Here is a 26746-nt window from a genome sequence, read left to right as displayed (position 1 = left end):
CGCAACGATGCGCACGGACGCGCACGACGAGGGGTGGTACCGGTGAACTGGCTCATCCACGACTACCGAGAAAACGATCTCGCGGCGGTGGTCCACCTGATCGACACCACGGCCGCGCTCGGCCAGGAGTCCGTCTTCTCACTCGCCGAGTGCATCACCGCGCTCACTTCGCGGCAGCCCGCCGTCGTCGCCGTCCACCAGGGCGTCCCGATCGGCGCTGCGCTCGCGACCGTCGCCGGGGAGCGCGCCTGGGTGATGCGCATAGCGCTCTCCTCCGCGTGGCGCGGGCGAGGACTCGCCAGTGCCCTGTTGGTGGAGCTCGAACGGCGGCTCGTCGCCGCAGGGGTGAGCCGTATCGCGTATGTCCTGCCCGAGGAGGAGCTGCTCGGAGAGGGGCTGCTCAATGCCGGATACTCCCGTAGGCCGGCGGTCGCGTACTTCGAGAAGTCCGAGCCGGGTCACGGCCCTGCGGCCGGTCTGCTGGAAAACCTCGGCGGCCGGTTCCTGACCGGCGACCTGTGGGGCCGGGTGGCCGGGATGGAAGCCGAGAAGGACCTGATCGAGCGGCGCGTCGTCCTGCCCCTGGCGCAGCCGGAGCGCGCGGCCCGGCATGGCGTGAGGCCGCCGCGAGCCATCGCGCTCTTCGGTCCGCCGGGCACCGGCAAGACCACGTTCGCCCGCGCCGTGGCGTCCAGGCTCGGCTGGCCGTTCGTCGAGCTGCTTCCCTCGCGGCTGGCCGGCGAGGGCAATCTGGCGGCCGCGCTGCGCACCGCGTTCGCGCGGATCGCCGAGCTGGAGCGGGTGCTCGTCTTCATCGACGAGGTCGAGGAGATCGCCCCCGTACGCACCGAGCACGCCGGGCCGGGCGGACTGCACGGGGTCACCAATGAGCTCCTCAAGCTCATACCCGGATTCCGGGAGGGCGACGAGCGGCTGCTGGTGTGCGCGACGAATTCGGTCCGCTCGCTCGATCCGGCGTTTCTGCGGCCCGGACGTTTCGACTGTCTGATCCCCATCGGTACGCCGGACAGGGCCGCCCGTTCGGCGATCTGGTCCCGGTTCACGAATGGCAGGCCCGATGTGGACATCACGGCCCTGGTGGGGGCGAGTGAGCTGTTCACCCCTGCCGACATCGAGCATGCGGCCCGGATCGCCGCGCAGTGCGCGTTCGAACGGGATCTGCGCGGGGACGGGGACGGGCACGACGTGGACGGGCACGACGTGGACGGGCCGCCCGTGCCAGGAGCCGGCACCGACGACTATCTGGCCGCGATCGCCCAGTGCCGGCCGACCGTGACACCGGCGATGGTCGACCGCTTCGAGGAGGACATCACCGCGCACGCCCGGTTCTGAGCCTGCGGACGTCCCGCTCCCGGTCCGCCTCGTCCGTACGGCGCTCGCGTCTCGCTTGAACTGCCCGATAATGGTCATTCGGGGCATATACGGCCACTGAGGTGCCGTCCATGGCAAGGAGGGCGTGATGAACCGGAACGACACGGGCGCGACGTACGAGCTGGTGTTCGGACACGCCGACGCCGGGCCCGGCCCGGTGGAGCCTGGCGCCGCGGCCGCCGAGGATGCCGTCGTCGTACGTCGCACCGACCGGAAGGGCCCGGGAGGCCATCCGGTCTACGCCGACGACACCGGCATCGTGCAGGCGGAGATCAGCGACCGAGGAGAGGTGCGGATGATCGCCAGCGGAGGGCACCAGCAGCCCGCGTCCGGGGTCGAGGCCCGGCTCGTGGCGTGAGGGGGTCCCGGCTCACCACGCCAGTTCTTCGTCGAACATCATCAGCGGCTCGTCCGGAAGCACGCCGCTCACCGGCAGTTCCGCCCAGATGATCTTTCCGTCGGTCGTATAGCGGGTTCCCCAGCGCTGAGAGAACTGGGCGACCAGGAAGAGACCGCGTCCGCCCTCGTCGGTGGTGGCGGCCCGGCGCAGATGGGGGGAGGTGTTGCTGCCGTCGGACACCTCGCACACGAGTGACTGTCCGCACAGCAGGCGTACCCGCACGGGCTCGTTGCCGTAGCGGATGGCGTTGGTGAGCAGTTCGCTGAGCACGAGTTCGGTGACGAAGGAGCACTGGTCGAGATCCCACTCGGCCAGTTTGCGTGCGGCTTCGGCGCGCATCCGGGAGACCTCGGAGACGTCGAGCGAAGTGTCCCAGACCGCGACCTTTTCCGGCGGCAGCAGTCGTGTCCTGGCGACCAGGAGTGCGATGTCGTCGCTCGACTGGTCGGGTGGCATGGCGTCCGTCACGGCCCTGCAGGTCTCCTCCGGCGTCAGTCCGGGTGGGGCGATCGCGTTGCGCAGGAGGTCCAGTCCGTCGTCGACGTCCCGGCGGCGGTCCTCGACGAGTCCGTCCGTGAACAGAACCAGCCGACTGCCCTCCACCAGTTCCAGTTCCGCCTCCTCGAAGGGATGCCCGCCGATACCGAGCGGAGGCGACACGGGCAGTTCGGGAAAGGTCACCCCGAGCACCGGATCGACCAGGGCGGGCGGGAGATGTCCCGCGCGCGCGAGCGTGCAGCGTCCGCCGACCGGGTCGTAGACGGCGTACAGGCAGGTGGCACCGGTCACCGGCGCGTGGTCGTGATCCTCGGTCCTCTGGTCCGCGTCGATACGGATCACCAGGTCGTCGAGGCGCGCCAGGAGGTCGGCCGGAGGCAGATCGAGGGAAGAGAAGTTGAGCACCGCGGTACGCAGCCGGCCCATCGTGGCGGCGGCATACATCCCGTGCCCCACGACATCGCCGACGACCAGCGCGACCCGGAACCCGGGCAGCGGAATGACATCGAACCAGTCGCCGCCCACTCCTGCCTGTGCCGGCAGATAGCGCCAGGACACATCCAGCGCCTCCTGCTTCGGCAGGTCGCGAGGGAGCAGACTGCGCTGCAGCGTCACGGCCATCGCATGCTCCCGGGTGAACCGGCGGGCGTTGTCGATCGACACGGCCGCCCGCGCGGCCAGCTCCTCGGCGAAGGACGCGTCGTCCTCGTCGAAGTGCGGCTGGTCCCCGGTACGCCAGAAATTCGCCATCCCCAGGACGATGCCCCGGGCCCGGAGCGGCACCGTGATCAGCGAGCGGATCCCGTATTCCAGCGCCAGCCGTGCACCGTCCGGGTCCTGGGCCCGCCAGTTGTGCAAGGTGGTCAGATCGCGCGACAGCACGGCCTGGCCGCTGTCCAGTGCCGTGGCCATCGGAGTGGCCGGGATGACGAATCTGACCATGTCCCCGACGGGCTGGAGCGGCGGATCGGCACGGATGCCGTGCAGAGCCGTACGCCGCATCTCGGTGGCCGCGCTGGTCGGCTCCTCGCCGCGCAGCACGTGATCGAGCAGTTCGACGGTGGCGAACTCGGAGAACCGGGGCACGGCCACCTCCACGAGCTCCTCCGCCGTGCGCCGTACATCGAGCGTGGTGCCGATCCGCACACCCGCCTCGTAGAGCAGCGTGAGGCGCTCCCGCGCGACCTCCGCCCGTCCGGACAGGGCCCGCAGTTCCGTGGTGTCGCGGAGGCTCGCGACCACGCCCGGGACGCCTCCGTACGGGGCCGTGGGTCGCGTATTGACGGCCAGGAGCCGGTCCCCGGACAGGAACACCTGGTCGGACACCTCCTGGCCCGAGACGAGCAGCTGGGTCAGACCCGGGCCCAGGTCCAGCTCGGACACCGGACGGCGGTCCGCGTCCGGGGGCAGATCGAGCAGTCGGCGCGCCTCGTCGTTGGCGAGCACGAGCCGCCCGTCCCCGCCGACGATCAGCACTCCCTCGCGTACCGCATGGAGCACCGCGTCATGGTGTTCGTACATCCTCGTCATCTCGGACGGGCCGAGACCGTGGGTCTGCCGCCGCAGCCGCCTGCTGACGAGCGCAGCGCACCCGGTGGCGAGTGCCAGCGCTCCGGCCGCCGACGAAAGCACCACCGGCAGCTGCTGGTCCAGGAGGTCGACCACGTTCGCCACCTGGATGCCGGCGCTGACCATGCCGACGACCTTCCCGTCGGCGTCGGTGACGGGTACGACCGCCCGTACCGCGTCATGGGGGCTGCCCTCGAACGTCTCGGTGAACGAGGCGCCCCTGGCCGCTCGCGAAACGTCGCCCTCGACAGGCGTGCCGATGAGTTCGGGCTGGGAATCCGTGTAGCGGACCCCGTCGAGGCCCAGTACGGAGATGAAGTCGACCCCCGCTCCACGCCGGGCCTCCTCGGCAGCGGGCTGGAGGATCCTGGACGGATCGGGTGTCTTGAGCGCGGGTGCCGTGCCGGGCGCGTTCGCGAATGTCTGGGCTGTGGCGAGCGAGCGGTTCTCGGCGTCCTGCACGCTGTCGTGACGTGCTTGCAGAACGAGGGCCGTCGCCCCGGCGACCACGAGAAGGATCACCACGATCGCCTGGAGAAGAAACACCTGGGCGGAGAGGGTCTGTACGCCGAAGAGGGATCGTGGCTGCTGCCGTCGGCCGGCCGGGTGCTCGTGTCGATCGTGAGACCGCGGGCGGCTGGGCGGTTCGACCGCCGTCAGCCGGGACCGGCGGGTACGTCCGATCATGTTCCCAGTTCTAACACTGCGCCGCCCTCCGGTGCGACCGCGCACGCACTGACGGACGCGGGCATCACCGGCAGCGCTGCGCCACCGCCGATCGGGCCGTCCTGCGCCCGCCTCCACCCGTTCGGCGGCACGCGCGACTGGTCATGTCGTGCTGGCGGGTAGCCAACGGCACATGCCCTTCAGATTCGGCGTGCCGCACGAGGCCGGCCCGGCACGCCACGGCCACTGGTTCGCCCGGCTGCACCGGCGTGTGCTGACGTCCGCGGTCGGGCTCGCCTGGAATCGGGGCCGCGAGATGGAGCTGCTGCACCGCGCCATGGGCTTCGCGGCGCTGGGCTTTCTCACCCTGGTTCCGCTGCTCGTCGTCGTCGCCGCGGCCGACCTCGCGAGCGGCCAGGGCTTCGCCAAGTGGCTGGTGCAGGGTCTCGGCGTGTCGGAGGTGTCCCAGGAAGAGGTCGAGGAGCTGTTCGGCCGTCCGGGGCAGGCCCTCCAGCGGACCACCGCGCTCGGCCTCGCCGCGCTCACTGCGTTCGGGGTGACGTTCGGTTCCGCCGTACAGACCGGGTACGAGCGGGCCTGGGATCTGCCGACGGCGCGCTGGCACACGATGTGGCGGCATGTCGTCTGGCTGGCGGTGCTGGTGTTCGCACTGCTGGCTTTCGTCACGATGCCCAGTCCCGCGCGCGCCTCCGCCCTGGAGACGGTGCTTGTCGCGGTCGGGGATCTGATCGGCACTTTTCTCTTCTTCTGGTGGTCGCAGTGGCTGCTGCTGTGCGGCCGCATCCGCTGGCGGGCCCTGGCGCCCGGGGCCCTGGCGACCGCGTTCGGGCTGCTCGGGCTGCGGGTCTTCTCCCAGTTCGTCTTCTCACCGCTGATCGCATCGAACGCCGTGACGTACGGGCCGTTCGGGACGGTGCTGGTACTCCAGTCGTGGCTGGTGGGCGTGGGATTCGTCGTCTACGGCGGAGCGCTGGTCGGACGGCTGTTCCACGAGGAGCGTGTGCAGCGCAGGCTGGCCGCGCAGGACGCAGGCCCCGGGCGACCGGATTCATGACACCGACTGCCCGCTGTGGCCGTCGCGGTCCGGCGCCTGCCGGATCAGTCGTCGTCGCCGAAGGAGGCCGGATACGTGGCAGCCATGTCGTCGTCGCCGTGTCCGGCGCGCTCCGCGCGTTCGAAGCGGGCGAGGCCGGCACGGGCGAGATCCAGGCGGACACCGGCGCGGTCGGCGGCTTCGGTGATGAGCCGTGCGTCCTTGAGGGCGTTGCTGACGGTGAACGTGGGGGTGCAGTCGCCGCTGAGGATCATCGCGGACTCGGCGCGCATACAGCCGTTGTCCAGGACCCCCCCGCCACGGAGTCCAGGAACGCCTGGGGATTGACGTCGAGTGCCGGGCCAGGGCGAGGACCTCGGCGGTCGCAAGGGTGACAGCGGTGAGCCAGCTGTTGAGCACCGGCTTCAGCCGACTGGCCGCGGCCGTCGCTCCCTCGTCGCCGACCAGGTGGTGCGGCGGCCGATGGCATCGAGGACGGGCGCCAGGACGTCCCTGCCGCCGGCCGGGCCGGCGGCCAGGACGAGGAGTTCGCCGGCTTCGGCGGCCCCCTGGGAGCCGAGCACGGGTGTGTCGAAGAAGACGAGTGCGTGCTCGCGGGCGAATCCGGCCGGCTCGGCCGTGGCAGGGTCGCCGACCGTGGTGGCCCGGGCCCACACCGTTCCCGGGGCGAGCCCGTCGGCGCCGTCCCGCATGGCGGCCAGCACCCGCGGTCCTTCGTTGAGGTCGGTCACCACCACATCGGCGCCGGTGACCGCGTCCGCGGGGGTGTCCGCGCCGTGGGCCCCGTCCGCCACCAGGGCCTCTGCCTTCGCACGCGTACGGTTCCCGGCCCGGACCGCCAGACCGGAACGGAGCACGCTGCGGGCCATGCCCGCGCCCATGATTCCGGGTGCCGAGCACGGCCGCCGTGCGCGCAGCGCCTCCGGCGGCTGAATCCGATGCGGGCGTGGACGCCGCACCGGGCCTGGTCACCTGGGGTGCCTCCTGGTGTGCTGTGCCGGGACGGCGGCGATCATGGACGAGGGGGAGGGCGGTCGCTTCGTCAAGCGGCCCCCAGGACCCGGAAGTATGATGAACGACGTTCCGTCAGGTGCGGGACGCTCACCATCGGCGCGGTACATCGGAGCGGTCAATGACGCGGCGTCGTCCCCCGAGGTCGGCGAGCGCTGACGACCTCCTGACCACGCTCGGGCGTCTCACCGCACAGGCCCGGGAAGGCGCAGAGCACCACAGGGCACGGGTGGACCTGGCCGTGGCCCTGCAGCGGGACATGCTCCCTTCGATGCTGCCGTCCGTGCCCGGTCTGCGAACCGCCGCACGCTACGCACCAGCCCGCGACGGCCTCGAGATCGGCGGAGACTGGTACGACGGGTTTGTGATGCCCGACGGCTCGCTCGCCTTCTCCATCGGGGACGTGCAGGGCCACGATGTGGAGGCGGCCGCCTTCATGGGGCAGATCCGTATCGGGCTGCGTGCGGTCGCCACGGCGGCCACCGACCCCGGAGAGGTACTGAGCCGGGCCAATGACCTTCTGGTGTCCGTGGGCCGCGATCTCTTCGCGACCTGCACCTTCGTGCGCTTCGACCCGGCGGCCTGGGTCGTCGAGAGTGCCCGGGCCGGCCATGTGCCCGCGATCTGGGCCACGGACGACGGCCGCTGCGGTGTGGCCCAGGACGACGGAGGACTGCCGCTGGGAATCCAGGCCGGCGAGGGATATCCGGTGACCAGGCGTCAGCTGACCCGGGGCGGGGCATTCGTCGTGCTCACGGACGGGCTGATAGAGGGGCCGGACGTGTCCGTGGACGCTGGCCTGGACCGCGTGACGCGGCTGGTCGGCGCCGCCACCAGTGCCGGGCTCGGCGCCGAGGAGATCGCCGCCGAGGTGATGACGGCGGGCGAGTTCACCGACCACACGGACGACGCCGCCGTGCTCGTGCTGCGCCATGACATGCCCCCGCGGGGGACGGCCGACTGACGACGGCCACGTTCTCGGGAGCGGAGCCGCCCGGGTGACTTCGCGGCGCCGGGCGCGCCGAAGTCGCTGCGGCGCGTGTCACGGCGGCGCTCCGGCCGGGGGACGTTGTGTGATGAAGGCGTGGTCCGCACCAGGGAAATCCGGCGTCACAGCGCGGTGATCGTCCTCATGCTCGCCGTCGCGCTCGCCTACTATGCGGCCGCGCGCGTCGGACTGACCCTGCAAGTGGTCGTCGAGGGCGCCGTGGTCACTCCGCTCTGGCCGCCCACGGGCATTGCCCTGGCCTCTCTGATCTGGTTCGGGCTGCGGATCTGGCCCGGAGTGGCCCTCGGAACCCTCCTCGTCATCCTGGCCATCAGCCCCTTCCGGCCCTTCGCCCTCGGTATCCTCGCGGGGAACAGCCTCGCCCCGGTATGCGCCTATGCGATGCTCCGCCGGGTGGGCTTCCGGTCCGAGCTCGACCGGCTGAGGGACGGGGTGGCGCTGGTGTTCCTCGGGGCCTTCGCCGGGATGCTGATCAGCGCGACGGTCGGGACGGGCATGCTGGTGCTGGGCGGCCAGCTCGCCAGTGGCAGTTTCTGGCCGGTCTGGTCCGCGTGGTGGGCGGGCGACGCCATGGGCGTCCTGGTGATCACTCCGCTGATGCTGGTGGCCCGGAACTACCGGTGGCCGGCCGACGCCCGGCCGGCCCGCGTGCTCGAGGCCGCGCTGCTGGCCCTCGGCGTCGCCGCCGTCACGGTCGTCACCACACGGAGCGACCTCTCGCTCCTGTTCCTCGTCTTCCCCCTGCTGATCTGGGGGGCGCTGCGCTTCCAGCTGCCCGGCGCCGCCCCCTGCGTACTGATCGTGTCCGTCCTGGCGATCACGGCCGCGACCGACCGGGCAGGGCCGTTCGGCGAGCACGGTCTCTTCGCGGTCATGGGCACTCTCCAGGCGCTCAACGCCTCCGCGGCGCTCACCGGCCTGCTGCTGTCGGCGATCGTGACCGAGGCGAAGGGCGTCCGGCAGAAGATCGAACAGGCTTGCGCCGATCTGGCGGAAGTCGTCGAGAGGCTGTCTCCCGGCAACGCGGTCCGGAGGTGGCCGCCGCCGGAGGATGCCGGAGGCTGACCACCCTCGCCCGGCCGTCATGCCCAGGGTGCGAACCCGACGGCGTGGCCCTCCTCGTCCCGCTGGATCTCCAGCAGCCCTTCAACGGCCTCCCGGTCGATCGGTCCGTAGACGTGCGGGAACAGCGTGCCGGGGTCGACGCCGGGCGGCGGGGAGGACCCGGCCGGCTCGAATCGGACCGGGGACCGCAGCCTGCCCTCGTCGATGAGCAGGGCCATCAACGGGCCTGGAGTCTCACGGTAGTAGGCGTTGACGACCGCGAGCGTCGTCGGTTCGTCGGGAGAGCAGTGGATGAAGCCCTCCGCGGCGAAGGACCTGGGAGCGTACGGCCGTTCGGGGATGGTGAGCCAGTCGTCGAGCGGGACCACATGGATGATCATCGTTCAGTTATAGCCCGGCCGGCGCCCGTCAGGCCCGGATGACGGTCACGCCCGCTTCTTCGAACCGGGCCGCGGTCCCGTCGGGCACGGCGGTGTCCGTCACCAGCGTGTCCACCTGGTCGGCGCCGCAGATGCGTGCGAAGGCGCGGGCCGCCAGTTTGGTCGAGTCGGCGGCGACCACCACCCTTTGTGCGCGCTCGCACAGCAGTCGGTTGATCGCGGCCTCGTCCTCGTCGTGTGCCGCTGCTCCGTGGTCCACGTCGAAGGCGTCCACGCCCAGGACCGCGACATCCATGGTGATCTGGCCGAGCACACCGTCGGCGAGCGGACCGATGAGCTCGTACGACTGCGGACGGGCCACCCCGCCGGTCACGACGATCTTGAACTGGGGCCGGATCGCCAGCTCGTTGGCGATGTTGAGGGCATTGGTGACGATCGTGAGCGCCGGGGAGCCGGAAGCCAGGTCGGGGCGCCCTGCCAGGGCCCGGGCGACCTCCGTGGTCGTGGTGCCGCCGGTGAACCCCACCGCCTCACCCGGCTGGATCAGCCCGGCGACGGCCGCACTGATGCGTTGCTTCTCCGCCGCGCGCCGGGATGTCTTGTAGCGCAAAGGGAGTTCGTACGACACCCCGTGCACAACGGCGCCGCCACGCGTGCGGACGAGCATCTGCTGCTCGGCGAGCTGGTCGAAATCGCGCCGGATCGTCGCTGCCGAGACATCCAGTGCGGCCGCGGCCTCCTCGACGTCCAGCCGGCCCTGCTCGACCAGCAGTTCCAGCAGTGTCTTCCAACGGGCGTCGCGGGACATCCACAGCTCCCTTCCTCGAACGTCCAACGTGACCTTAGCGCACGCTCTCCTTCCTGCATTGCTTGAAAGTGTTTGAAACATCGCGCTACTTTGCATGAATGAGCACAGCTGGAGTGTCCCACCCGAAGGACGGAGCACACTTATGAGTCATGTGGCGAACGAGCTGGCGAGCCAGCCCGAGTGCTGGGCCCGGGCCGCGGAGCTGGCTGCGAGCCGGGCCGGGGCGCTCCCGGCCGAAGGTGAGCGGGTGGCGTTCGTGGGCTGCGGGACCTCTCTGTTCATGGGCCAGGCCGCGGCCGCGCTGCGTGAGGGCGCGGGGCAGGGCGAGTCGGACGCATTCGCGGCATCCGAGTTCCCCTGCGGGCGCCACTACGACCGGGTCGTCGCGCTCACCCGCTCAGGCACCACGACCGAAGTGCTCGAACTTCTCGGCCGGCTGCGCGGAAGGGCCCGTACGACCGCGATCACCGCCGACCCCGCCACACCGGTGACGACGGCCGCGGACGAGGTCGTCGTCCTGGACTTCGCCGACGAGCGGTCCGTGGTTCAGACACGGTTCGCCACCTCGGCCCTCACTCTTCTGCGTACCCACACCGGGCTGCACACCGACGCCGTCGTCGACGATGCCCGCGACGCGCTGGCCGAGCCACTGCCCCTGTGGCTGGCCGGTTGTTCACAGTTCACCTTCCTGGGTCGCGGCTGGACCGTCGGCCTCGCCAGTGAGGCGGCGCTGAAGATGCGGGAGGCGTCGGCGTCGTGGGCCGAGGCCTATCCGGCGATGGAGTACCGGCACGGCCCGATCAGCGTCAGTACGCGAGGTACGGCCACCTGGATGATCGGTGACGCACCGTCAGGACTGGCCGACGAAGTGCACGCCACCGGCGGGATGTGGGTGGCCGGGGGGCTCGACCCCCTGGCCGAGCTGGTACGGGCCCAGCGACTGGCGGTCGCCGTTGCGAACGCCCGCGGTCTGGACCCGGATCACCCCCGCCACCTCACCCGTTCCGTCATCCTCGCCGGAGCCTGACCGATGCCGCTCGCCGAGACCGGGACACTCGTCGCCGAGGCCGCCGAGGAACGCCGGGCCGTGGCCGCGTTCAACATCATCACGCTGGAGCACGCCGAAGCCGTCGTCGCCGGTGCGGAGTCCGCGTGCTCGCCGGTCATCCTGCAGATCAGCGAGAACGCGGTGAAGTACCGCTACGGCCGGGTCCGTCCGCTCGCCCGCGCCGCCGTCGAGGCGGCCCGGGCCGCCTCCGTACCCGTCGCTCTCCATCTGGACCACGTCAAGAGCGCGGCTCTGCTCCGGCAGGCGGCCGACGCCGGGTTCAGCTCCGTGATGTACGACGCCTCGCATCTGCCCTACCTGGAGAACCTCGCTGCGACGCGCGCCGCATCCCACTGGGCACATGCCAACGGGCTCTGGTTCGAGGCAGAGCTGGGCGAGATCGGTGGCAAGGGCGGGGAAGCGCCGCTGGACGCCCATGCGCCGGGGGCGCGTACCGATCCGGACGAGGCACGAGGATTCGTGGAGGAGGCCGGGGTGGATGCACTCGCCGTCGCGATCGGCAGCGCGCATGCGATGACGGCCCGTACGGCCTCGCTCGACCACGGGCTGCTGGCCCGGCTGGCCCTGGCGCTCGAGGTTCCGCTGGTGCTGCACGGCTCGTCGGGCGTCCCGCACCCGGAGCTGACGGCGGCGGTGTCCGGCGGGATTGTGAAGGTCAACATCGGGACGGCGCTGAACCTGGCGATGACCGGTGCGATCCGTGACCATCTGGCCGCCCACGCCGATGCGGTCGACTCCCGCACGTATCTGTCCGTCGGCAGAAGGGCGATGGCAGCAACGGTCACCAAGCTGATCGGTGTGCTCCGGGCGGGGGAGCAGGCGGCCCCGGCCGGATGACGACAGCGAGCGGGCTGCCCCGCGACCGGCGTGGGTGCGACCGCCCCGTTCCTGTGCGAAGCGTGGCCCGCTCGACTCCCGGAATCCGGTTGCCGACCGGGTCCACGGGCCGGAGCAGCAGCTGCCGGGACTGACCCGCGGCGAGGGTGTCCTCGAGAGCGAGTTCGAGCGGTACGCACCGGTCGGCGGCACCGTCCCCAGCCGGCCGGGCACCGACCGCAATCCGCTCGACCGCAAGGAGTGTCCGCTGTCTGTCATGCGTCGGGTGCGGACGCGAGTTCCCGCCGCCGCACGCAGGTCTGAGTTGTCCAACTGGTGTTCGGGCAGGCTCGGTTGCTCGTAGGATCTGGTTGCTTCCGATCGCCCCGGCGTGTCCTGGGACAGGGCCGGAAGGGGCTCGCGGCGGCACGACAGACAGGAGACTCCGTTGAGCACCTCGCCCACCGTCCCGCATCGTATGGACCCGGCAGGCGGCTGCCCCCATGCGGACAACGCCCGGCTCCTCGCCCGGGGCGCCGTGACCCCGGTCGTGCTTCCCGGTGAGGTCGAGGGAATGGCCGTTCTCGGGCACGACGCGCTCAGGGAATTCCTCGCCCACCCGGACGTGGCCAAGGGCGCCGCGCACTTCACCGCCCTGCGGGAGGGGAGGATCGCCGACGGCTGGCCGCTGAAGACCTTCGCGACCGTGCAGGGAATGACGACCGCCGACGGGACCGATCACCGGCGGCTGAGGGCGCTGGTGAGCAAGGCGTTCACCGCGCGCCGCGTCGAGGAACTGCGCCCGCGCATCGAGACGGTGACCGCCGAACTGCTCGACGGCCTCGAGGTCGCCGCCGCGGACGGTGGCGGCACCGCCGATCTGCGCCGGCACTTCGCCCTGCCGCTGCCCATGGGCGTCATCTGCGAACTGCTCGGCGTGGAGTCCGGACACCAGGACCGGCTGCACCATCTGTCCAACCAGGTCGTCGCCACCGACATCGGTCCCGAAGAGGCCATGGCCGCCAACAAGGAGCTGGTCGCGGTGCTCACCGACGTCGCTGCGGCGCGCACGGCCGATCCCGGCGACGACCTCACGAGCGCGCTGATCGCCGCACGCGAGGAGGACGGCGACCGGCTCGGCCGGCACGAGCTCATCGGCACCCTGCTGCTGATGATCATCGCGGGTCACGAGACCACCCTGAATCTGATCACCAATGCGGTCCGGGCGCTGTGCGCGCACCGCGACCAGCTCGCCCTGGTCCAGGACGGTGCGGCGAGCTGGTCGGACGTGGTCGAGGAAACCCTGCGCTGGGACAGCCCGGTCAGCTACTTCCCCTTCCGCTATCCGACGAAGGACCTCACTCTGGACGGCGCCGTCATCCCCAGGGGCACTCCGGTCCTCGCCGGCTACTCGGCGGCAGGACGGGACACGGCCGCACACGGCCAGGACGCAGACCGCTTCGACATCACCCGCAGCTCCGCGTCGCGCCATCTCTCTCTGGGCCACGGTCCCCACTACTGTCTGGGCGCCCCACTGGCCCGGATGGAGGCGACCCTCGCCCTCGAGCGGCTGTTCGCCCGATTCCCGTCGCTGGACCTGGCCCTCCCCGAGGCCGAACTGCCGCGCCACGCCAGTTTCGTCGGCAACAGTGTGCGGGAGCTGCCGGTGCGGCTGCGTCCGTAGGCCTCAACGCCGTGCCAACCGGTGGCGCCCGGTTGCGCGGCTACCCGGCGACCCGGCCGGCGGGATCCGGCCCCATGTCGCCGGGCACCGGGCCTCCGACGGCCCGAGGCGCCCGCCCGGGCACCGTGCCACCGGCGGCTGCCTCGGGCCGTCGCTGCCGTCACCCGGACAGCGGACGGTGAGGAAACGGCGGTGCGGGCCGGGTCGTGAGGACGGCGACCGTCACACGCGTTGCCGTGCAGGCCTGTCGCCAGGAGCCGTCCTCCGCTCCGGTGTGCACACCAGGTGCACCGGCTCCCTGGGTGCACGGATCCGGTGGGTGGGCCGTCCGCGGGTCTGCGAGGCTGGGGTGTGGCGGTCCTGCGGGCATGAGCGAGCAAGGAGAGACCATGGCCGGACGGTTCGAGGCGACGGTCGTGATCGACCGTCCTGTCGAGGAGGTCTTCGCGTTCCTCGCCGACGGTGAGAACGATCCGAAGTTCAGTCCGAGGGTGCAGCAGATCACGAAGGCGACCGAAGGGCCGACGGCCGTCGGGACCGTCTACCGGAGCAGGGTCAAGGACGCCGGGATGACGACGGGCCGCGAGTTCCGTATCGCTGAATTCGAGCCTCCCCGCAGAATTCGCTGGACCGAGATCTCGAAGAATGTGGTGACCGCACCCGAGGGCGGGTACGACCTCGAGGCCGTCGACACAGGCAGGACCCGGTTGAGGGTCTTCAACACACTCGAGGGCCATGGCCTGGGCAAGCTGATCGTGGGGTTCGCACTGAGCGCCGCACGCAAGGACGCGGATGCCTTCGCCCACCGCATCAAGGCGGCCGTCGAGGCGTCCTGAGCCGCACCTGCCGGAGCGAGCGGCCCGGGCAGGGTGGGCACAGCAGTGCCGCGGGCAGCCCCGCCCCGGTCATCGCGCCCTGTGTGGCGCAGACGACCCGTTCCGCAGGAGGCGGTTCCAGGGTCGGCCGGCCTGGGTACCGGGGACCGTGCCCCGTTGCCGGCGGCACACCCGCGTCTCCCGTCAGACGTCCTGCTGCGGCGTGCCCGGGATCCTGGCTCCCGAAGGCATGCCCTCGGCAAGATAGGTGTCGTAGTACGGCTGCCAGGCCGAGGCCGAGGCACTGTGCGGTCCGTCCGCGCGGGCACCGGCGAGATGCTTGTCCAGTTCGCCGATGCAGACACTCCAGCCCGCGGCATTGCGTGCAGCGGTGTTCCGTTCCGCGAGCACATTGGTCAGTGTCAGCCGGCAGCCGTCACCCTCGGGCACGAGCTCCAGATGGATCTCGTCGTCCTCCCAGGTGAAGGCGAGTCGGTGCGGCGGGTCGAAGGCCAGGACCGTGCCGGTCGAGAACGGCAGGTTGGGGTCGTCGAAGAACTCGATCTTTCCTCCGGCCTCCGGCTCCAGCCGGACCTTCGAGGGGAACCAGTGGGCGAGTCCCTCCGGCTCCGACACGGCGGCCCAGACCCGTTCGACGGGATGAGGGTACGAGCGCTCGAACCGGACGGCCGGACGGCCCTCGAAGGCGGTGAAGGTTCCGTGGTTCATGATGGCTCCTCTGTGCGGTCGGCGCGATCGGCGACGTCTGCGTCGAGATGGCGGCCGAGTGCATCGAGACGGTCGGTCCACAGGCGTCGGTAAGGCTCCAGCCAGGCGTCCAGCTCCGCGATCGGGCCGGGCTCGATCGCGTAGATGCGCTGCTGGGCCTGCTTTGTCACCCTGACGAGCCCGGCGTCCCGCAGCACCCTCAGATGCTTCGACACATTCGGCTGCGACTGGCCGAGCACCTCGACCAGCTCGCCGACCGAGCGATGGCGGTCGCGCAGCAGATCGAGCACCGCCCGCCGGTGGGGGTCCACCAGGGCAGACCAGATCGCGTCTGTCATGGCAATGAATATGCTCCAGCAGTTATATGCCTGTCAAGGCATACATGCCGCGACAACCTGCCCTCAGGCCCGGCCACGGAACTCCGGGGAGCCGGGCGGTGCCGGGGATCCGGCCGGCTCCGCCCCGAGCGGCCGCTGGCCGTCCAGGTCAGGCGGCCTTCGCCGCTGAACCCAGTCGCAACCGCAGCTGCTTCTCACCGTCGCCCGACACGGCGTGCTCGACCTCGACGGCGAAGCCAGAGGTGAGCGCCTTGGCCAGCCGGTCCACCGCCGGGTACGAGCCGGAGAGTTCCGCTGCCACGGGCGCGCCGAGCGCCGTTGTGGCGACAGGCGCGGCACTGTCCGCGGGTGACACGTCGTAGGTGGCCATCCAGATCGTCGGGTGGCCGCCCTTGCCGATCGCATGCGGGTGCTCCTCGGCCCCACGGTCGCAGGGGTACGCCGCGAGCAGGGCGCCGAAGACGGCGTCCGCGTCCTCAGGTGCGCCGCTGAGCTGCACCGATACTTCCTCGCCGTGCTTGTCCGTCTCGGTCACCGTGATCCCCGTCCTCTCTGCACTGCGGCCTACCCCTCCAAGGTCCCACCTCAGGCCGCGCACAGCACGGGAAGGGCCCGGGCGACGTCGGGGAACACCGGTCCGCGGGTCGAGCGGCGGATCGGGCGGCGCGTCCGGATCCGTCGAGTTGCGCAACAGCATGGAAGCCGGCCGCCGGGCCGCTCACCCTGTTCCCTGGGGCGTGTCCGGCCGACGAGCGGGCCGTCGCCGCCGGTCGCGGCGGCAGGGCTGATGGTCACCCGTCCGGGGTCGTGCGCGTCCTCGCCCAGTGCAGCAGGTCCTCCACGCCCCATGTGTTGACGACCCGGGACTCCGGCACCCCGCACTCCTCGGCCCGCGCGCAGCCGTACCACTGCCAGTCCAGCTGACCCGGGGCATGCGCATCCGTGTCGATGGCGAACAGTGCCCCGGCCTCGACGGCCGTCCGGAGCAGCCGCCGTGGCGGGTCGAGGCGCTCCGGACGGCAGTTGATCTCCACCGCCGTTCCGTGCTCGACACACGCTGCGAACACCTTCTCGGCGTCGAACTCCGACTCCGGCCGTCCCCGCCCACCATCACGCCCCGTCAGCAGCCTTCCCGTGCAGTGACCCAGCACATCCACCAGCGGATTCGCAACAGCGGTGATCAGACGGCGGGTCATCGGCCGCGCATCCATCCGTAGTTGGGAGTGCGCGGACGCCACCACCAGATCCAGGCGGTCGAGGAGCTCCGTTTCCTGATCGAGCGAACCGTCCGGAAGGATGTCGCACTCGATCCCGGTGAGCAGCCGGAACGGCGCCCAGCTGCGGTTGAGTTCCGCCACCACGTCCAACTGCTCGCGCAACCGCTCCGCCGACAGCCCGCGTGCGACCGTCAGCCGCGGGGAGTGATCGGTGAGCACTGCCCATTCGTGCCCCAGCTGCGCCGCGGTTCTCGCCATCGTCCCGATCGGACTGCCGCCGTCGGACCAGTCCGAATGCAGATGGCAGTCGCCGCGCAGCAGCGCACGCAGGCGCCCACCGGGCGCGTCCTCGGCAAGCGGTGCGGCCGAATCCTGTTCCAGCCGTTGCAGATAGGCGGGCACCTTCCCGGTGAGGGCCTCCCGCACCACCTGTGCGGTCTTGGGCCCGAGTCCCCGCACCTCCTCGAGCGACCCGGCAGCGGCCCGCTCGTGCACGTCGCGTTCGCCGAGTGCGGCGACGGCCGCTGCCGCCGTACGGAAGGCCCGCACCCGGTACGTCGGAGCTCCGGAGCGCTCCAGAAGGAACGCGATCCGCTCCAGTGCCTCCACCGGTTCCATGGCTGATCGGAGGACTACTCCTTGAGCACGGACAGGATGTTGCCCGCCGGATCGGTGAACCAGGCGATGTCCGGGCCCTCGCCGCGGGCGATCCCCTTCTCGTCCTGTCCGAAGCCCTCGTAGCGCTCGAAGGTCACACCCCTTGCGACCAGTTCGTCGACCGTCCTGTCGATGTCGTCCACCGGGAAGTTGAGCACGGTGAAGGCCGCGGGGGTGTGATCGTCCTTCGGGTACACGAGCACTCTCGTGTCCCCGGCGAGGTGCAGGACGAGCAGCCCGTGCTCCTCGGAGACCCGCAGTCCGAGCGTCCCGCCGTAGAACTGCTTCGCCTTCGCGATGTCGTCGGCCGAGAAGCCGCTGAATGCCCTGCTCTCTCCCAGCATGACGCTTCCCCTCTCCTCGATGCCTGCCCCCTCATCCTCCTCCTCGGTGCTGTCACGGGCGACCGACGAACTTCCGCGCCAGCGTGTCACCCAGTGTGACCGCCGCCTGGTGGGACTCGATGGGGGAGACCTTCGAAGCACGGAACAATATGTACGTGACACCCGATCCGGCACCGCCGTTGTGCGGGTCGGGGTTGATGCCGAGGGCCTTGGCCGTGGCGTAGGAGGCCTCACCGATCAGGCCGGCGGGACCGGTGTCGCCGACGACCGCGTACTGCACCTTGTTGCCGTGGACGACGGCCACGACGCTGCCGCCGCGCAGCCCGTACGAGGTGAACTTCCACAGGGAACTCGGGCTGGGGACGACCACGAAGGGGAGCTTCTCGGAGTTGAGGTGCTTTCCGTCGGACTGCTGGAAGGCGGTCTGGGCCTGGAAGTTCGGGTCCGTGCGCCTGTTGCAGCGGGTCGTGCGCTGCCCGTCGCAGTCGATGTCCATGTCCGCCTTCCAGAACACGGCATCCTTCGTGCCGCACACCGGTATGTTCGCGGCCTGGTCCGCATCGGCCCGGTAGAAGCCGTTCGAGATCCGCGCACAGTTCTTGACCTTGGTCAGCAGCTCCTCCGCCGTCACCGATCCCTCGGCGGCCGTACGGGCGGTCGCGTCGCTGGGGAGCACGGTGGCGGTGAGCAGCGCCACGCCGGTGGCGGCGGTGGCCTTGAGACAAGGGGACACGGGGAGATCCCTCCGTTGGGGGAACGGCCGCGGTCAGCGGTCGTCGCGCACGTGGTGGCCGAGCCGGTCCAGGAAGATCCGCTGTCCCGGGACGAGCAGCTCCGCAGCCCGCTCCAGGGAGAACCAGCCGACCCGGTCGATCTCCGGGAACTCGCCCAGTACGCCGGACCGCGGCGGCCACTCCATGGTGAAAGTGCCGGGCTGCACCCGGTCCGGATCGAGGTCGCCCTCGACCGCCCAGATCGTGACGATCTTGCCGCCCGGTTGACGGCTCTCGCCCAGCGCTACGCGGTCTCCGGCGGGGACGGGCAGCCCGAGTTCCTCCTCGAACTCCCTGCATGCGGCGGCCTCCGGTTCCTCCTCAGGGCCGTGCTCCCCCTTGGGGATCGACCATGCGCCCGCGTCCCGCGCCGCCCAGAAAGGGCCTCCCATGTGCCCGATGAGCACCTCGATGCTCCGGCCCGCGGGCCGGAAGAGAAGCAGTCCGGCGCTTCGCTTGTCCGGCATGCGCCGAGTCTGTCGCCCACGGCACCCCACCGCCATCGGTGCGGCACGCCGTGACGCCCGGTCTCCGGCTCAGCCGTGCCGTTCCATCAGCGTGGAAATGTCGACGGTCCGCTCCGCCGGGGGAGTGGCCGACGGCACCGGCTTGTCGTAGTCGGAGAGGGTGACCGTCGCCTTCTTCGCACCCGGGCCCGTGGCGGTCAGCCGCACCGGATAGGGCTTGCCCTCGGTGGCGACGTACATGGTCGTGGTGCGCCCGGCACGCTTCCCCGTCACGGGGATGACGTCGACGCCGTCGACCTTCGTCTTCGGCCCCTTGGTGAGCGGGACCGGTGTGCTCCGGGCGGTGACCGAGTCCAGCAACCCGTCGAGATCGCACACTTCGGTCATGCTCCGGAGCATCGTGTCGTTCGTGGTTCCGCGCAGGTAGCGGTCCTTGAACAACTCCGCCGCCGCCTCCCCGGTCCCCGGCACCTGGTTCTTCCAGAAGGCCTCGTCCGGCTTCAGCCACACCGTGTCGCCGCGCTTGATGATCTCGACGGACCCCAGGGAACCCATGTGCACCGAGCCGGCGCAGTTCCCCTGCCGGTCCAGCGTGAGGTCGAGCTCGTTCGTCGAGCTCGGGCTGTCCAGATCGCCCTCGGCCTCGATGTGTACCGACTCGGCGCCCTGCACGGCCTCCTTGGCCCGGTCGGCGATCTGCTGGGCGGTGAGCGACTCGATGTCGTCCCCCGCGTACGCCGCGCCGCCTGCCACGAGGGCCGCCGCTGCCGCGACTGCCACCGCCCGGGCCGCCACCGCGCGGGCTCCGGCGGGGGAACGATGTCCGGTCACGCCGCTCGCCTCCCTGACTCCTCTGGCGTGCGGTCCGTACCCTGCGAGCCTACGTCTGGGGGCTACTGTGCGCCTTTCCGGGTGAACCGACAGGCGGAACCTGGCGGGCGGCCGGACCCGCGAATGCCGTCCCCCCGCGGCGTGCAGCCCGGGTGCGGACGCCGCGGTGCCCGCCGCGTTGCGCCGGTGCCCGGGGCGCGGCAGGGTCGTAGGTGCGAGGCCAAGGAGGACACAGCCATGCCCATCGCCACGGTGAACCCTGCGACCGGCGAGACGCTCAAGACCTTCGAAGCACTCGGGCCCGAGGCGATCGAGAGCCGGTTGGCCGCCGCCCATGAGGCGTTCCAGGAGTACCGCACAACCGGATTCGGCGAGCGCTCGCGGCTGCTCAAGAAGGCCGCCGGACTCCTGGAGGAGGACCAGGAGGACATCGCGCGGACCATGACGACCGAGATGGGAAAGCCGATCACGGCGGCCAGGGCCGAGGCGGCCAAGTGCGTGAAGGCGATGCGCTGGTACGCCGAGCATGCCGAGCGGCTCCTCGCCGACGAACCGGTCGGGGATGCCGAGGCGAAGGACTCGGGGGCCGTGCAGGCCTTCGTCCACTACCGGCCGCTGGGTGTCGTCCTGGCGGTGATGCCGTGGAACTTCCCCCTCTGGCAGGTCGTACGATTCGCCGCGCCGGCGCTCATGGCGGGCAACGCCGGGCTGCTCAAGCACGCGTCGAATGTCCCGCAGACCGCCCTGTACCTGGGCTACCTCTTTCACCGCGCCGGCTTTCCCGAGGGCTGCTTCCAGACCCTGCTGATCGGCTCGGGCGCGGTCGAGGGAGTCCTGCGCGACCCGCGCGTCGCCGCCGCGACCCTCACCGGCAGCGAACCCGCCGGCCGGTCGGTCGCGTCCGTCGCGGGCGACGAGGTGAAGAAGACCGTCCTGGAGCTCGGCGGAAGCGATCCCTATGTGGTGATGCCGTCCGCGGACGTCGACAAGGCCGCGCGGACGGCGGTCACCGCGCGCGTCCAGAACAACGGCCAGTCCTGCATCGCGGCCAAGCGCTTCATCGTCCACGAGGACGTGTACGACACCTTCGTCGAACGGTTCGCCGCCCGGATGGAGGGGCTGAAGGTGGGGGACCCGCTGGAGGAATCCACCGAGGTCGGCCCGCTGGCCAGCGAGCAGGGCCGGACCGACCTGGAGGAACTCGTCGACGACGCCCTGCGTCGCGGAGCTCATGCACTGTGCGGCGCAGCGCGGCCCGGGGACCGGCCGCGCGGCTGGTTCTACCTCCCGACCGTCCTCACCGGCATCACACCCGACATGCGGATCCATCTGGAGGAGACCTTCGGGCCGGTGGCCACCGTGTACCGGGTGGCGGACCTGGACGAGGCGGTGCGCGTCGCCAACGACACCCCGTTCGGGCTCAGTTCGAACGTCTGGACCCGTGACGAGAGCGAAGTGGCCCGCTTCGTGAGGGATCTGGAGGCGGGCGGGGTGTTCGTCAACGGGATGACGGCCTCGCACCCCGCGATGCCGTTCGGCGGTGTGAAGCGCTCCGGCTACGGGCGGGAACTGTCCGGACACGGCATCAAGGAGTTCTGCAACACCACGACCGTCTGGCGCGGCACGGAGCCCGAGCCGGCACGGGACGCGTAGCGGCACACACGCCCGGCGTTCAGGAGCGCTGCCGTACGCGGCGCCTTCACCGCTCGCCGCCGGTGCGTCCGCGCCGCCGGTGTGCTCCCGCCGTTGGGGCACGCCCCGTTCCTCGAGCACTCCCGGAAGCAGCGGGGGAAGAAGCCTGCTGGATCCCTGCCGTATGCGGCAGACCCGCCCGGCCGCGGTACTGGGTCGAGGACGCACCGATGTGCTCGGGCGACGGGCCTGACAAGATCGTGATCCATGGAGCAGACGGCACAGCAGACCGGACCCTCGCTCGCCACGACGCAGCGATCGTTGTTCGACCCACGAGTACGCCACCCACTGTGGCCACCACTCACCGGCGGATGTCCGCTCACGTCCACCGACGACATGGCCTACCCGCTCGACATCGACTACTCCTACGACAGAACTCCGGCCGATCTCTTCCGCCACCCGGCCCGGCACGGGCTCGAACGCTGGGCCCCACTGCTTCCGCCGCTCGAGGCTCCCGGCCTGGGCGAAGGCAACACCCCACTCGTGACGCTGCCCGGCGGCGTCCTCGTCAAGGACGAGTCGCGCAATCCGACGTGGAGTCACAAGGACCGTCTCAACCGTGTTGCGGTCAGCGCCGCGGTGCACTCCGGCGCCCGGGGCATCGTCGTCTCCTCGTCCGGCAACCACGGCGCCGCGGCAGCCGCCTATGCGGCGCGCGCCGGGCTGCCGTGCGCCGTCTTCACCTCCCCGTACGCGCCGCCGGCAGTCGCCTCGTTCATTCGGTCGTACGGCGCCGTCGTGCTCACGGTGCCGGTCGAGGACGTGCGGCCGCTGATGCGTCGCATCGTCGACGAGTTCGGCTATCAGCCCGTCAGCAGTCTCACCGATTCCGCCCACACCGGCCATCCGTTCGGGCCCGAGGGCTACAAGACGATCGCATACGAGATCTTCCTCGAACTGGGTGAGGTCCCCGGCTCGGTGTTCGTGCCCACCGGCTACGGAGAACTGCTCTTCGGCGTCTGGAAGGGCTTCCACGAGCTGACCCTCCTGGGCCTTGCGAAGCGCACCCCGCGCCTCCACAGCTGCGAACCCGCGGCCGCAGGCGCGCTCGCGGCGGCGCTCCGTACCGGGCGCCCGGCCGCCCGTGTCCCGGTCGGCCCGACGGACGCGTACGCCATCGACTGCGGGATCGGCAGCTACCGCGGAGTTGTCGCCGTCCGGGAGAGCGGCGGCTCCGCCCTGACCGTCTCCGATGCCGACATGGCGGCCGCCCGGGCCGAACTCGCCGCCCAGGGAATGTGGGTGGAGCTCTCGGCCGCAGCAGGACTCGCCGGGTTCCGCGCCCTGCCGGAGCACGGCGAGGGTCCCGTCGTGTGCATCACCACCTCCACCGGCTTCAAGGACGTCGCGACCGGCACGGGCAGTCATGCGCCGATGGCCCCCGACTGGAAGGCGATCGCGAGCATGCTGCGCACGGCCGCCTGACCTCGCGACGCTGCCCGGCCGCACTCCCGGCCGCCGCCGGAATCGCCCAGGTGGCCGCCGGGAACCCCGGTCATGGCCGGAGACGACCAGGTCGGGTCGGGGCACGCGGTTCTCTGCCGCGGACTCATGGACGTGGAGCTCGTGATGGTGCCGGGTACCTCTCACGGGCTGCCGGCCGAGAAGCCTTTGCGGTGCAACAGGATCGTCATCGACTCGACGACGACGGCCCCCGTCCCCCCCCGTCGCTCCGGTCCGCCGCTCGGGCGAGCCCACCCGTCAGGGGTCAGGGGACCCTGAGGGGACAGGTATGTCCGAGCGGCCCCGGCCCCCTCACACCTCCGCCGGTTCCCGTGTCGCCGGCGGCTCGGCGGGGGTTTCGGCCACCTCGCCGAAGAGCACGGCCCGCGCGATTCTCGGCGCGAACAGCGAGGTGAGCGGGGAGGACAGCGTCAGTACGGACCGGAAGGCGGCGCCCACGACGGGATCACCGGGATAGCGGTCCTGGACACGGCTCAGGTACCAGCCGACGGGCCGGTCCAAGGTACGCGGGGCGAGCGCGTTCCCGGTGGCCCCCGGCATGCTCTTGTCCGAGCCCGCCGAGATGTCCCACGCCTGACGCGACGCCTGGAGGAGTGCCTGCTGGATCCGGCGTGTCGTGGGCGTGCGGCGTGGCTCTGCCAGCGCGTCGCGCAGTGCCACGGCGCTCATCGCGGCGACGGACATGCCCTGGCCGTAGATCGGGTTGAACGTGCACAGGGCGTCGCCCGTGGCGAGGAAGCCCGCGGGGCGGCGGCCCGGACGGTCGTACCGGCGGCGGATGTTCGCCGTCGCCCGGAAACCGTAGGGCGGGGACTGCGGCTCCGCCTCGAGCAGCCACTGGTGGATGAAGGGGTGCGGCAACCGTGCGGCGAAGGCGGTGAACCCCTCCTCGTCCGTCGGCGGTTCCTGGCCCCGCGGGCCGGACAGGAGTGCCAGATGCCTCCCGTCCTCCAGGGGCAGCACCACTCCGCCGTACACCTGTGCGGGGTTCGGGATGACGTAGTAGCCGAGTGAGTGGGTGCCGAGGCTGTCACTCCTGTTGCGGTAGATGCGCGAGGTGTACGCCAGGCCGGTGTCGATGATCTCTTCCTCCGGGGCTTCGGCGCCGATCGCGCTCAGCCACTGCGAGGCCCGAGAGCTGCGGCCCGACGCGTCCAGGACCACATCGGCCTCGAGGACGCGCGGTTCCCCGTGGCCGGCCGTCCTCCCCTCGGTGCGCTCGCGCAGCCGTACGCCCCGAACGCGTGCGGCGTCACCGGCCAGTCCGACGACTTCCGTCGAAGTGACGCTCGTGATGGCCGGGTTGGCCAGAACCCGCTCGCGTACCAGGTGTTCGAGCTGTGCACGGGAGCCCGTGTAGATGTGCGTGGTCGGTGCCGTACGGGAAAACCAACGCCCGCGCTGCCACTGCACCATGTCCGACGGCATTCCCACCCGGGGTGCGCCCGCAGCCCTCAACTCGGCCATGAAGCCGGGCAACAGGGAGTCCAGGGCGAGCTGGCCGCCCTCCAGCAGTACATGGACGTGCCGGCCGTGCGGTACACCGGGACGGGGCTCCGGCCCTTCGGGGAAGCGATCCCGCTCCACGATGGTCACCCTGCCTGCGTGCTCCGCGAGCACGTGTGCCGCGAGAAGCCCCGCGAGGCTGCCGCCGACGACGACCGCATGGCGTCCGTCCGCTCCGTCCCGCTTCCAACTCCCCGTCGCCTGCCCCTGGTTCAGCATGTCTGCACCTCGTGGTCACCGAGTCGATCTGGGAGTGATCAGTATCCCCGGCGGGGGCCGGGAGTTCACGCGCGCCGCGGATGTCCGGCCCGGTCGACGGTCCCGTACGGGCGCCGCTCGGCAGGGCGGACACCGTTCCTGCCGAGGCGGCGCCCGACCGGGGCGGCCGACCCCGGCGACCCGGCACCCCGCTCCGCGGGGACCTGGGGCGTCAGGCGACGCGGACCAGAGCGGGCAGCAGCGCGGAGCCGAGGCAGTCGGCGCGGCCCGACGGCCCGCGGCGGCGCTGCCCGACGGCCCGCGGCGGCGCTGCCCGACGGCCCGCGGCGGCGCCGTGGAGAGCCTGCTGCCGACGAGCGGCGTACGGCCAGGGCACCGTCGGGAACGGGAGGCCGACCGCGGGGACCCGTCCCTGCCGCGGCGACGGCGATGCCACCGGTGAGGCGGTCGCGGACGCGGCGACCACCGTCCGCCCCGGCAAGCGGTGGACCCCGGACCGCTCCGTCGTGACCGCTCGGACGCGCTCGCGGAACCCGTGCGCGACCCGCGGTCGGGTGAAATTCTCCCGTCCGCGGCGCCCGACGGCCCCGCACCACTGCTTGTCCCGCTTCGTCTGCCTCGCCCGATGAGAGGGGAACAAAGCAGGCGTACGCTGGTCAGAACGCCGTAATGTACCGCAAGTGAGCAACGGAGGCGGCGTATGACCGACCCCTGGGGCTTCCTCCGCACCCCCCGTCGGCCCATCCCGGCCCGCCCCGTCGAGGAACGGCTGCGCGACTGGGACGAGGTCTACGCCGGGCAGGCCCTGCTGCCGCTTGTGTCCCAGCAGGCGGGGCGTTGCATGGACTGCGGCATCCCGTTCTGCCACAGCGGATGCCCGCTGGGGAATCTGATCCCCGAGTGGAATGTGTATGCGTCGCACGGTGACTGGCGGGCCGCGTCCGAGCGGCTGCATGCGACCAACAACTTCCCCGAGTTCACCGGGAGGCTGTGCCCCGCGCCGTGCGAGGACGCCTGTGTGCTGACGATCAACACCGACCCGGTGACGATCAAGAACGTCGAGCAGACCATCGCCGACGAGGCCTGGGAGCGCGGGTTCACGCCCCCGCAGCCGCCACAGCGGCTCAGCGGCAAGACGGTCGCCGTCATAGGCTCGGGACCGGCCGGACTGGCGGCGGCACAGCAGCTCACCCGCATCGGGCACACGGTCGTCGTCTACGAGCGGGCGGACCGGATCGGCGGACTCCTGCGCTACGGCATCCCCGAGTTCAAGATGGAGAAGCAGCACCTCGAGCGGCGTATCGAGCAGATGCGCGCGGAGGGCACCAAGTTCCGCACGGGTGTCGACGTCGGCGGAGATCTCGACGCCACCGAGCTCAGAAGGCGGCACGACGCGGTGGTCGTCGCCGTCGGAGCCATGGAGCGGCGGGAACTCCCCGTACCCGGCCGCGACCTCCAGGGCGTCCATCAGGCCATGGACTACCTGACCATGGCCAACCGGGTCAGGGAAGGCGACTACCCCGAGCCTCCCGTCACCGCCGAGGACAAGCATGTGGTGATCATCGGCGGTGGGGACACCGGCTCGGACTGTCTGGGCACCGCCCTGCGCCAGGGCGCGGCCCGTGTGCTGCAGCTGGACATCAACCCGGAGCCGGGCGACACCCGCAGGGACACCGAGCCCTGGCCCGTCACCCACCCCAAGGTCTACCGGATCTCCCACGCCCATGAAGAGGCCCGGGGGCGGGAAGGCACGGATCCTCGGGTGTTCTCCTCCGCCACTCTCTGCTTCGAGGCGGACTCCTCCGGCGATGTGTGCGCTCTGCACCTCACGGAAGTGGAGCCCAGCGCCCGAGCGCCGCTCGCGGGCACCGAGCGGATGATCCCGGCGGAGCTGGTGCTGATCGCCCTCGGTTTCTCAGGTCCGGAGCGCGCCGGCGGTCTGATGGAGCAGCTCGGGCTCGCTCGGGACGAGCGGGGGAACTTCGCCCGGGACGCCGCCTTTGCCGCAGTGGTGCCCGAAGGGCCTGAAAGGTCTGAACGGCCTGAACGGCCCGAACCGTCGGGCCGCGCCGGTCCGGACGGGGTCTTCGTTGCGGGGGACGCGGGACGAGGCCAGTCCCTGGTGGTGTGGGCCATCGCCGAGGGCCGGTCCGCCGCCGCGGCCGCGGACCGCTATCTGACGGGCTCCACCGTGCTTCCCGCCCCTGTCGCTGCGACGGACCGTCCGCTGGTCGTGTGAAGCCGTGGGCCGG

General features: G+C 71.2%; 24 protein-coding genes and 1 pseudogene. 12 read left to right on the top strand and 13 right to left on the bottom strand.

Annotation, left to right across the window (positions count from 1 at the left end; genetic code table 11):
* Nucleotides 1-42: 42 nt before the first annotated feature.
* On the top strand, nt 43-1353 hold the full coding sequence (locus AC068D_RS32010) for an ATP-binding protein (protein ID WP_478826626.1): 1311 nt from the start codon (nt 43-45) through the stop codon (nt 1351-1353).
* A 127-nt stretch (nt 1354-1480) separates the two neighbouring features.
* Nucleotides 1481-1750, top strand: coding sequence for a DUF6296 family protein (locus AC068D_RS32005; protein WP_478826625.1), 270 nt, complete (start codon nt 1481-1483; stop codon nt 1748-1750).
* Nucleotides 1751-1762: 12 nt separating this feature from the next.
* Here AC068D_RS32005 and AC068D_RS32000 read toward each other — a convergent pair whose 3' ends face one another.
* A complete protein-coding gene (locus AC068D_RS32000; RefSeq protein ID WP_478826624.1) occupies nt 1763-4546 on the bottom strand; it encodes a SpoIIE family protein phosphatase in 2784 nt (927 codons plus the stop codon).
* Nucleotides 4547-4718: 172 nt separating this feature from the next.
* Here AC068D_RS32000 and AC068D_RS31995 point away from each other — a divergent pair, with 172 nt between their 5' ends.
* On the top strand, nt 4719-5600 hold the full coding sequence (locus AC068D_RS31995) for a YhjD/YihY/BrkB family envelope integrity protein (protein ID WP_478826623.1): 882 nt from the start codon (nt 4719-4721) through the stop codon (nt 5598-5600).
* Between the two features lie 44 nt (nt 5601-5644).
* On the opposite strand, the pseudogene AC068D_RS31990 reads toward AC068D_RS31995, so the two are convergent.
* Nucleotides 5645-6500 (bottom strand): annotated as a pseudogene (locus tag AC068D_RS31990) (NAD(P)-dependent oxidoreductase).
* A gap of 232 nt (nt 6501-6732) precedes the next feature.
* Here AC068D_RS31990 and AC068D_RS31985 point away from each other — a divergent pair.
* The gene (locus AC068D_RS31985; protein ID WP_478826622.1) at nt 6733-7575 is read left to right on the top strand and encodes a PP2C family protein-serine/threonine phosphatase; all 843 of its coding nucleotides are present in this window, start codon (nt 6733-6735) and stop codon (nt 7573-7575) included.
* Nucleotides 7576-7695: 120 nt separating this feature from the next.
* Entirely contained in the window at nt 7696-8685 is a 990-nt protein-coding gene (locus AC068D_RS31980; protein ID WP_478826621.1) for an MASE1 domain-containing protein, read from the top strand.
* Nucleotides 8686-8702: 17 nt separating this feature from the next.
* Here AC068D_RS31980 and AC068D_RS31975 read toward each other — a convergent pair whose 3' ends face one another.
* Together AC068D_RS31975 and AC068D_RS31970 are read right to left on the bottom strand one after the other, a co-directional pair.
* On the bottom strand, nt 8703-9065 hold the full coding sequence (locus AC068D_RS31975; RefSeq protein ID WP_478826620.1) for a DUF952 domain-containing protein: 363 nt from the start codon (nt 9063-9065) through the stop codon (nt 8703-8705).
* 28 nt (nt 9066-9093) lie between these two features.
* The gene (locus tag AC068D_RS31970; protein WP_478826619.1) at nt 9094-9873 is read right to left on the bottom strand and encodes a DeoR/GlpR family DNA-binding transcription regulator; all 780 of its coding nucleotides are present in this window, start codon (nt 9871-9873) and stop codon (nt 9094-9096) included.
* A 142-nt stretch (nt 9874-10015) separates the two neighbouring features.
* Here AC068D_RS31970 and AC068D_RS31965 point away from each other — a divergent pair, with 142 nt between their 5' ends.
* The 4 genes from AC068D_RS31965 (at nt 10016) to AC068D_RS31950 (ending at nt 14278) form a co-directional block, all read left to right on the top strand.
* Nucleotides 10016-10900 carry an SIS domain-containing protein gene (locus tag AC068D_RS31965; RefSeq protein ID WP_478826618.1) on the top strand — a complete coding sequence of 295 codons (885 nt, stop codon included), beginning with the start codon at nt 10016-10018 and terminating at the stop codon, nt 10898-10900.
* Nucleotides 10901-10903: 3 nt separating this feature from the next.
* Nucleotides 10904-11779: a class II fructose-bisphosphate aldolase gene (locus tag AC068D_RS31960; protein WP_478826617.1), complete on the top strand. Its 876-nt coding sequence runs from the start codon at nt 10904-10906 to the stop codon at nt 11777-11779.
* A 457-nt stretch (nt 11780-12236) separates the two neighbouring features.
* The gene (locus tag AC068D_RS31955; RefSeq protein ID WP_478826652.1) at nt 12237-13442 is read left to right on the top strand and encodes a cytochrome P450 family protein; all 1206 of its coding nucleotides are present in this window, start codon (nt 12237-12239) and stop codon (nt 13440-13442) included.
* A gap of 389 nt (nt 13443-13831) precedes the next feature.
* Nucleotides 13832-14278 (top strand): SRPBCC family protein, encoded by a 447-nt coding sequence (locus AC068D_RS31950; protein WP_478826651.1) that lies wholly within the window; start codon nt 13832-13834, stop codon nt 14276-14278.
* 183 nt (nt 14279-14461) lie between these two features.
* Here AC068D_RS31950 and AC068D_RS31945 read toward each other — a convergent pair whose 3' ends face one another.
* The 8 genes from AC068D_RS31945 to AC068D_RS31910 all read right to left on the bottom strand — a co-directional run bounded on the left by AC068D_RS31945 (nt 14462) and on the right by AC068D_RS31910 (nt 19613).
* Nucleotides 14462-14986, bottom strand: coding sequence for an SRPBCC family protein (locus AC068D_RS31945; RefSeq protein ID WP_478826616.1), 525 nt, complete (start codon nt 14984-14986; stop codon nt 14462-14464).
* A complete protein-coding gene (locus tag AC068D_RS31940) occupies nt 14983-15324 on the bottom strand; it encodes an ArsR/SmtB family transcription factor (protein ID WP_478826615.1) in 342 nt (113 codons plus the stop codon). The genes AC068D_RS31945 and AC068D_RS31940 overlap by 4 nt, the downstream gene beginning before the upstream one ends.
* Nucleotides 15325-15472: 148 nt before the next feature.
* Nucleotides 15473-15859, bottom strand: a complete 387-nt coding sequence (locus AC068D_RS31935) for a hypothetical protein (protein ID WP_478826614.1) — start codon at nt 15857-15859, stop codon at nt 15473-15475.
* 256 nt (nt 15860-16115) lie between these two features.
* The gene (locus AC068D_RS31930; RefSeq protein WP_478826613.1) at nt 16116-17159 is read right to left on the bottom strand and encodes a PHP domain-containing protein; all 1044 of its coding nucleotides are present in this window, start codon (nt 17157-17159) and stop codon (nt 16116-16118) included.
* A gap of 14 nt (nt 17160-17173) precedes the next feature.
* A complete protein-coding gene (locus tag AC068D_RS31925) occupies nt 17174-17542 on the bottom strand; it encodes a VOC family protein (protein ID WP_478826612.1) in 369 nt (122 codons plus the stop codon).
* A 52-nt stretch (nt 17543-17594) separates the two neighbouring features.
* The gene (locus AC068D_RS31920) at nt 17595-18275 is read right to left on the bottom strand and encodes a glycoside hydrolase family 75 protein (protein WP_478826611.1); all 681 of its coding nucleotides are present in this window, start codon (nt 18273-18275) and stop codon (nt 17595-17597) included.
* A gap of 33 nt (nt 18276-18308) precedes the next feature.
* The gene (locus AC068D_RS31915; protein ID WP_478826610.1) at nt 18309-18782 is read right to left on the bottom strand and encodes an NUDIX hydrolase; all 474 of its coding nucleotides are present in this window, start codon (nt 18780-18782) and stop codon (nt 18309-18311) included.
* A gap of 69 nt (nt 18783-18851) precedes the next feature.
* Nucleotides 18852-19613 (bottom strand): LolA-like protein, encoded by a 762-nt coding sequence (locus AC068D_RS31910; protein WP_478826609.1) that lies wholly within the window; start codon nt 19611-19613, stop codon nt 18852-18854.
* A 237-nt stretch (nt 19614-19850) separates the two neighbouring features.
* Between AC068D_RS31910 and AC068D_RS31905 the strand changes: the two genes are divergently transcribed.
* Together AC068D_RS31905 and AC068D_RS31900 are read left to right on the top strand one after the other, a co-directional pair.
* On the top strand, nt 19851-21266 hold the full coding sequence (locus AC068D_RS31905) for an NADP-dependent succinic semialdehyde dehydrogenase (RefSeq protein ID WP_478826608.1): 1416 nt from the start codon (nt 19851-19853) through the stop codon (nt 21264-21266).
* A 246-nt stretch (nt 21267-21512) separates the two neighbouring features.
* Complete coding sequence (locus AC068D_RS31900) at nt 21513-22730, top strand: threonine synthase (RefSeq protein ID WP_478826607.1); 1218 nt, start codon at nt 21513-21515, stop codon at nt 22728-22730.
* Between the two features lie 330 nt (nt 22731-23060).
* Here the strand turns inward: AC068D_RS31900 and AC068D_RS31895 are convergent, their stop codons facing one another.
* Complete coding sequence (locus AC068D_RS31895) at nt 23061-24494, bottom strand: FAD-dependent oxidoreductase (protein WP_478826606.1); 1434 nt, start codon at nt 24492-24494, stop codon at nt 23061-23063.
* A 700-nt stretch (nt 24495-25194) separates the two neighbouring features.
* Between AC068D_RS31895 and AC068D_RS31890 the strand changes: the two genes are divergently transcribed.
* Nucleotides 25195-26733, top strand: a complete 1539-nt coding sequence (locus AC068D_RS31890) for a glutamate synthase subunit beta (RefSeq protein ID WP_478826605.1) — start codon at nt 25195-25197, stop codon at nt 26731-26733.
* The last annotated feature ends 13 nt before the right edge of the window (nt 26734-26746 follow it).

The organism is Streptomyces sp. NPDC043861 (genome assembly GCF_056435905.1).
This window is presented reverse-complemented; position numbering and strand designations above follow the sequence as displayed.

Excerpts from the sequence above, each read along its gene's own strand:
- AC068D_RS32005 (WP_478826625.1), top strand. The coding sequence starts at position 1,481 with ATGAACCGGAACGACACGGGCGCGACGTACGAGCTGGTGTTCGGACAC.
- AC068D_RS32000 (WP_478826624.1), bottom strand. The coding sequence starts at position 4,546 with ATGATCGGACGTACCCGCCGGTCCCGGCTGACGGCGGTCGAACCGCCC.
- AC068D_RS31995 (WP_478826623.1), top strand. The coding sequence starts at position 4,719 with ATGCCCTTCAGATTCGGCGTGCCGCACGAGGCCGGCCCGGCACGCCAC.
- AC068D_RS31985 (WP_478826622.1), top strand. The coding sequence starts at position 6,733 with ATGACGCGGCGTCGTCCCCCGAGGTCGGCGAGCGCTGACGACCTCCTG.
- AC068D_RS31975 (WP_478826620.1), bottom strand. The coding sequence starts at position 9,065 with ATGATCATCCATGTGGTCCCGCTCGACGACTGGCTCACCATCCCCGAA.
- AC068D_RS31970 (WP_478826619.1), bottom strand. The coding sequence starts at position 9,873 with ATGTCCCGCGACGCCCGTTGGAAGACACTGCTGGAACTGCTGGTCGAG.
- AC068D_RS31965 (WP_478826618.1), top strand. The coding sequence starts at position 10,016 with ATGAGTCATGTGGCGAACGAGCTGGCGAGCCAGCCCGAGTGCTGGGCC.
- AC068D_RS31960 (WP_478826617.1), top strand. The coding sequence starts at position 10,904 with ATGCCGCTCGCCGAGACCGGGACACTCGTCGCCGAGGCCGCCGAGGAA.
- AC068D_RS31955 (WP_478826652.1), top strand. The coding sequence starts at position 12,237 with ATGGACCCGGCAGGCGGCTGCCCCCATGCGGACAACGCCCGGCTCCTC.
- AC068D_RS31950 (WP_478826651.1), top strand. The coding sequence starts at position 13,832 with ATGGCCGGACGGTTCGAGGCGACGGTCGTGATCGACCGTCCTGTCGAG.
- AC068D_RS31945 (WP_478826616.1), bottom strand. The coding sequence starts at position 14,986 with ATGAACCACGGAACCTTCACCGCCTTCGAGGGCCGTCCGGCCGTCCGG.
- AC068D_RS31940 (WP_478826615.1), bottom strand. The coding sequence starts at position 15,324 with ATGACAGACGCGATCTGGTCTGCCCTGGTGGACCCCCACCGGCGGGCG.
- AC068D_RS31930 (WP_478826613.1), bottom strand. The coding sequence starts at position 17,159 with ATGGAACCGGTGGAGGCACTGGAGCGGATCGCGTTCCTTCTGGAGCGC.
- AC068D_RS31925 (WP_478826612.1), bottom strand. The coding sequence starts at position 17,542 with ATGCTGGGAGAGAGCAGGGCATTCAGCGGCTTCTCGGCCGACGACATC.
- AC068D_RS31915 (WP_478826610.1), bottom strand. The coding sequence starts at position 18,782 with ATGCCGGACAAGCGAAGCGCCGGACTGCTTCTCTTCCGGCCCGCGGGC.
- AC068D_RS31905 (WP_478826608.1), top strand. The coding sequence starts at position 19,851 with ATGCCCATCGCCACGGTGAACCCTGCGACCGGCGAGACGCTCAAGACC.
- AC068D_RS31900 (WP_478826607.1), top strand. The coding sequence starts at position 21,513 with ATGGAGCAGACGGCACAGCAGACCGGACCCTCGCTCGCCACGACGCAG.
- AC068D_RS31895 (WP_478826606.1), bottom strand. The coding sequence starts at position 24,494 with ATGCTGAACCAGGGGCAGGCGACGGGGAGTTGGAAGCGGGACGGAGCG.
- AC068D_RS31890 (WP_478826605.1), top strand. The coding sequence starts at position 25,195 with ATGACCGACCCCTGGGGCTTCCTCCGCACCCCCCGTCGGCCCATCCCG.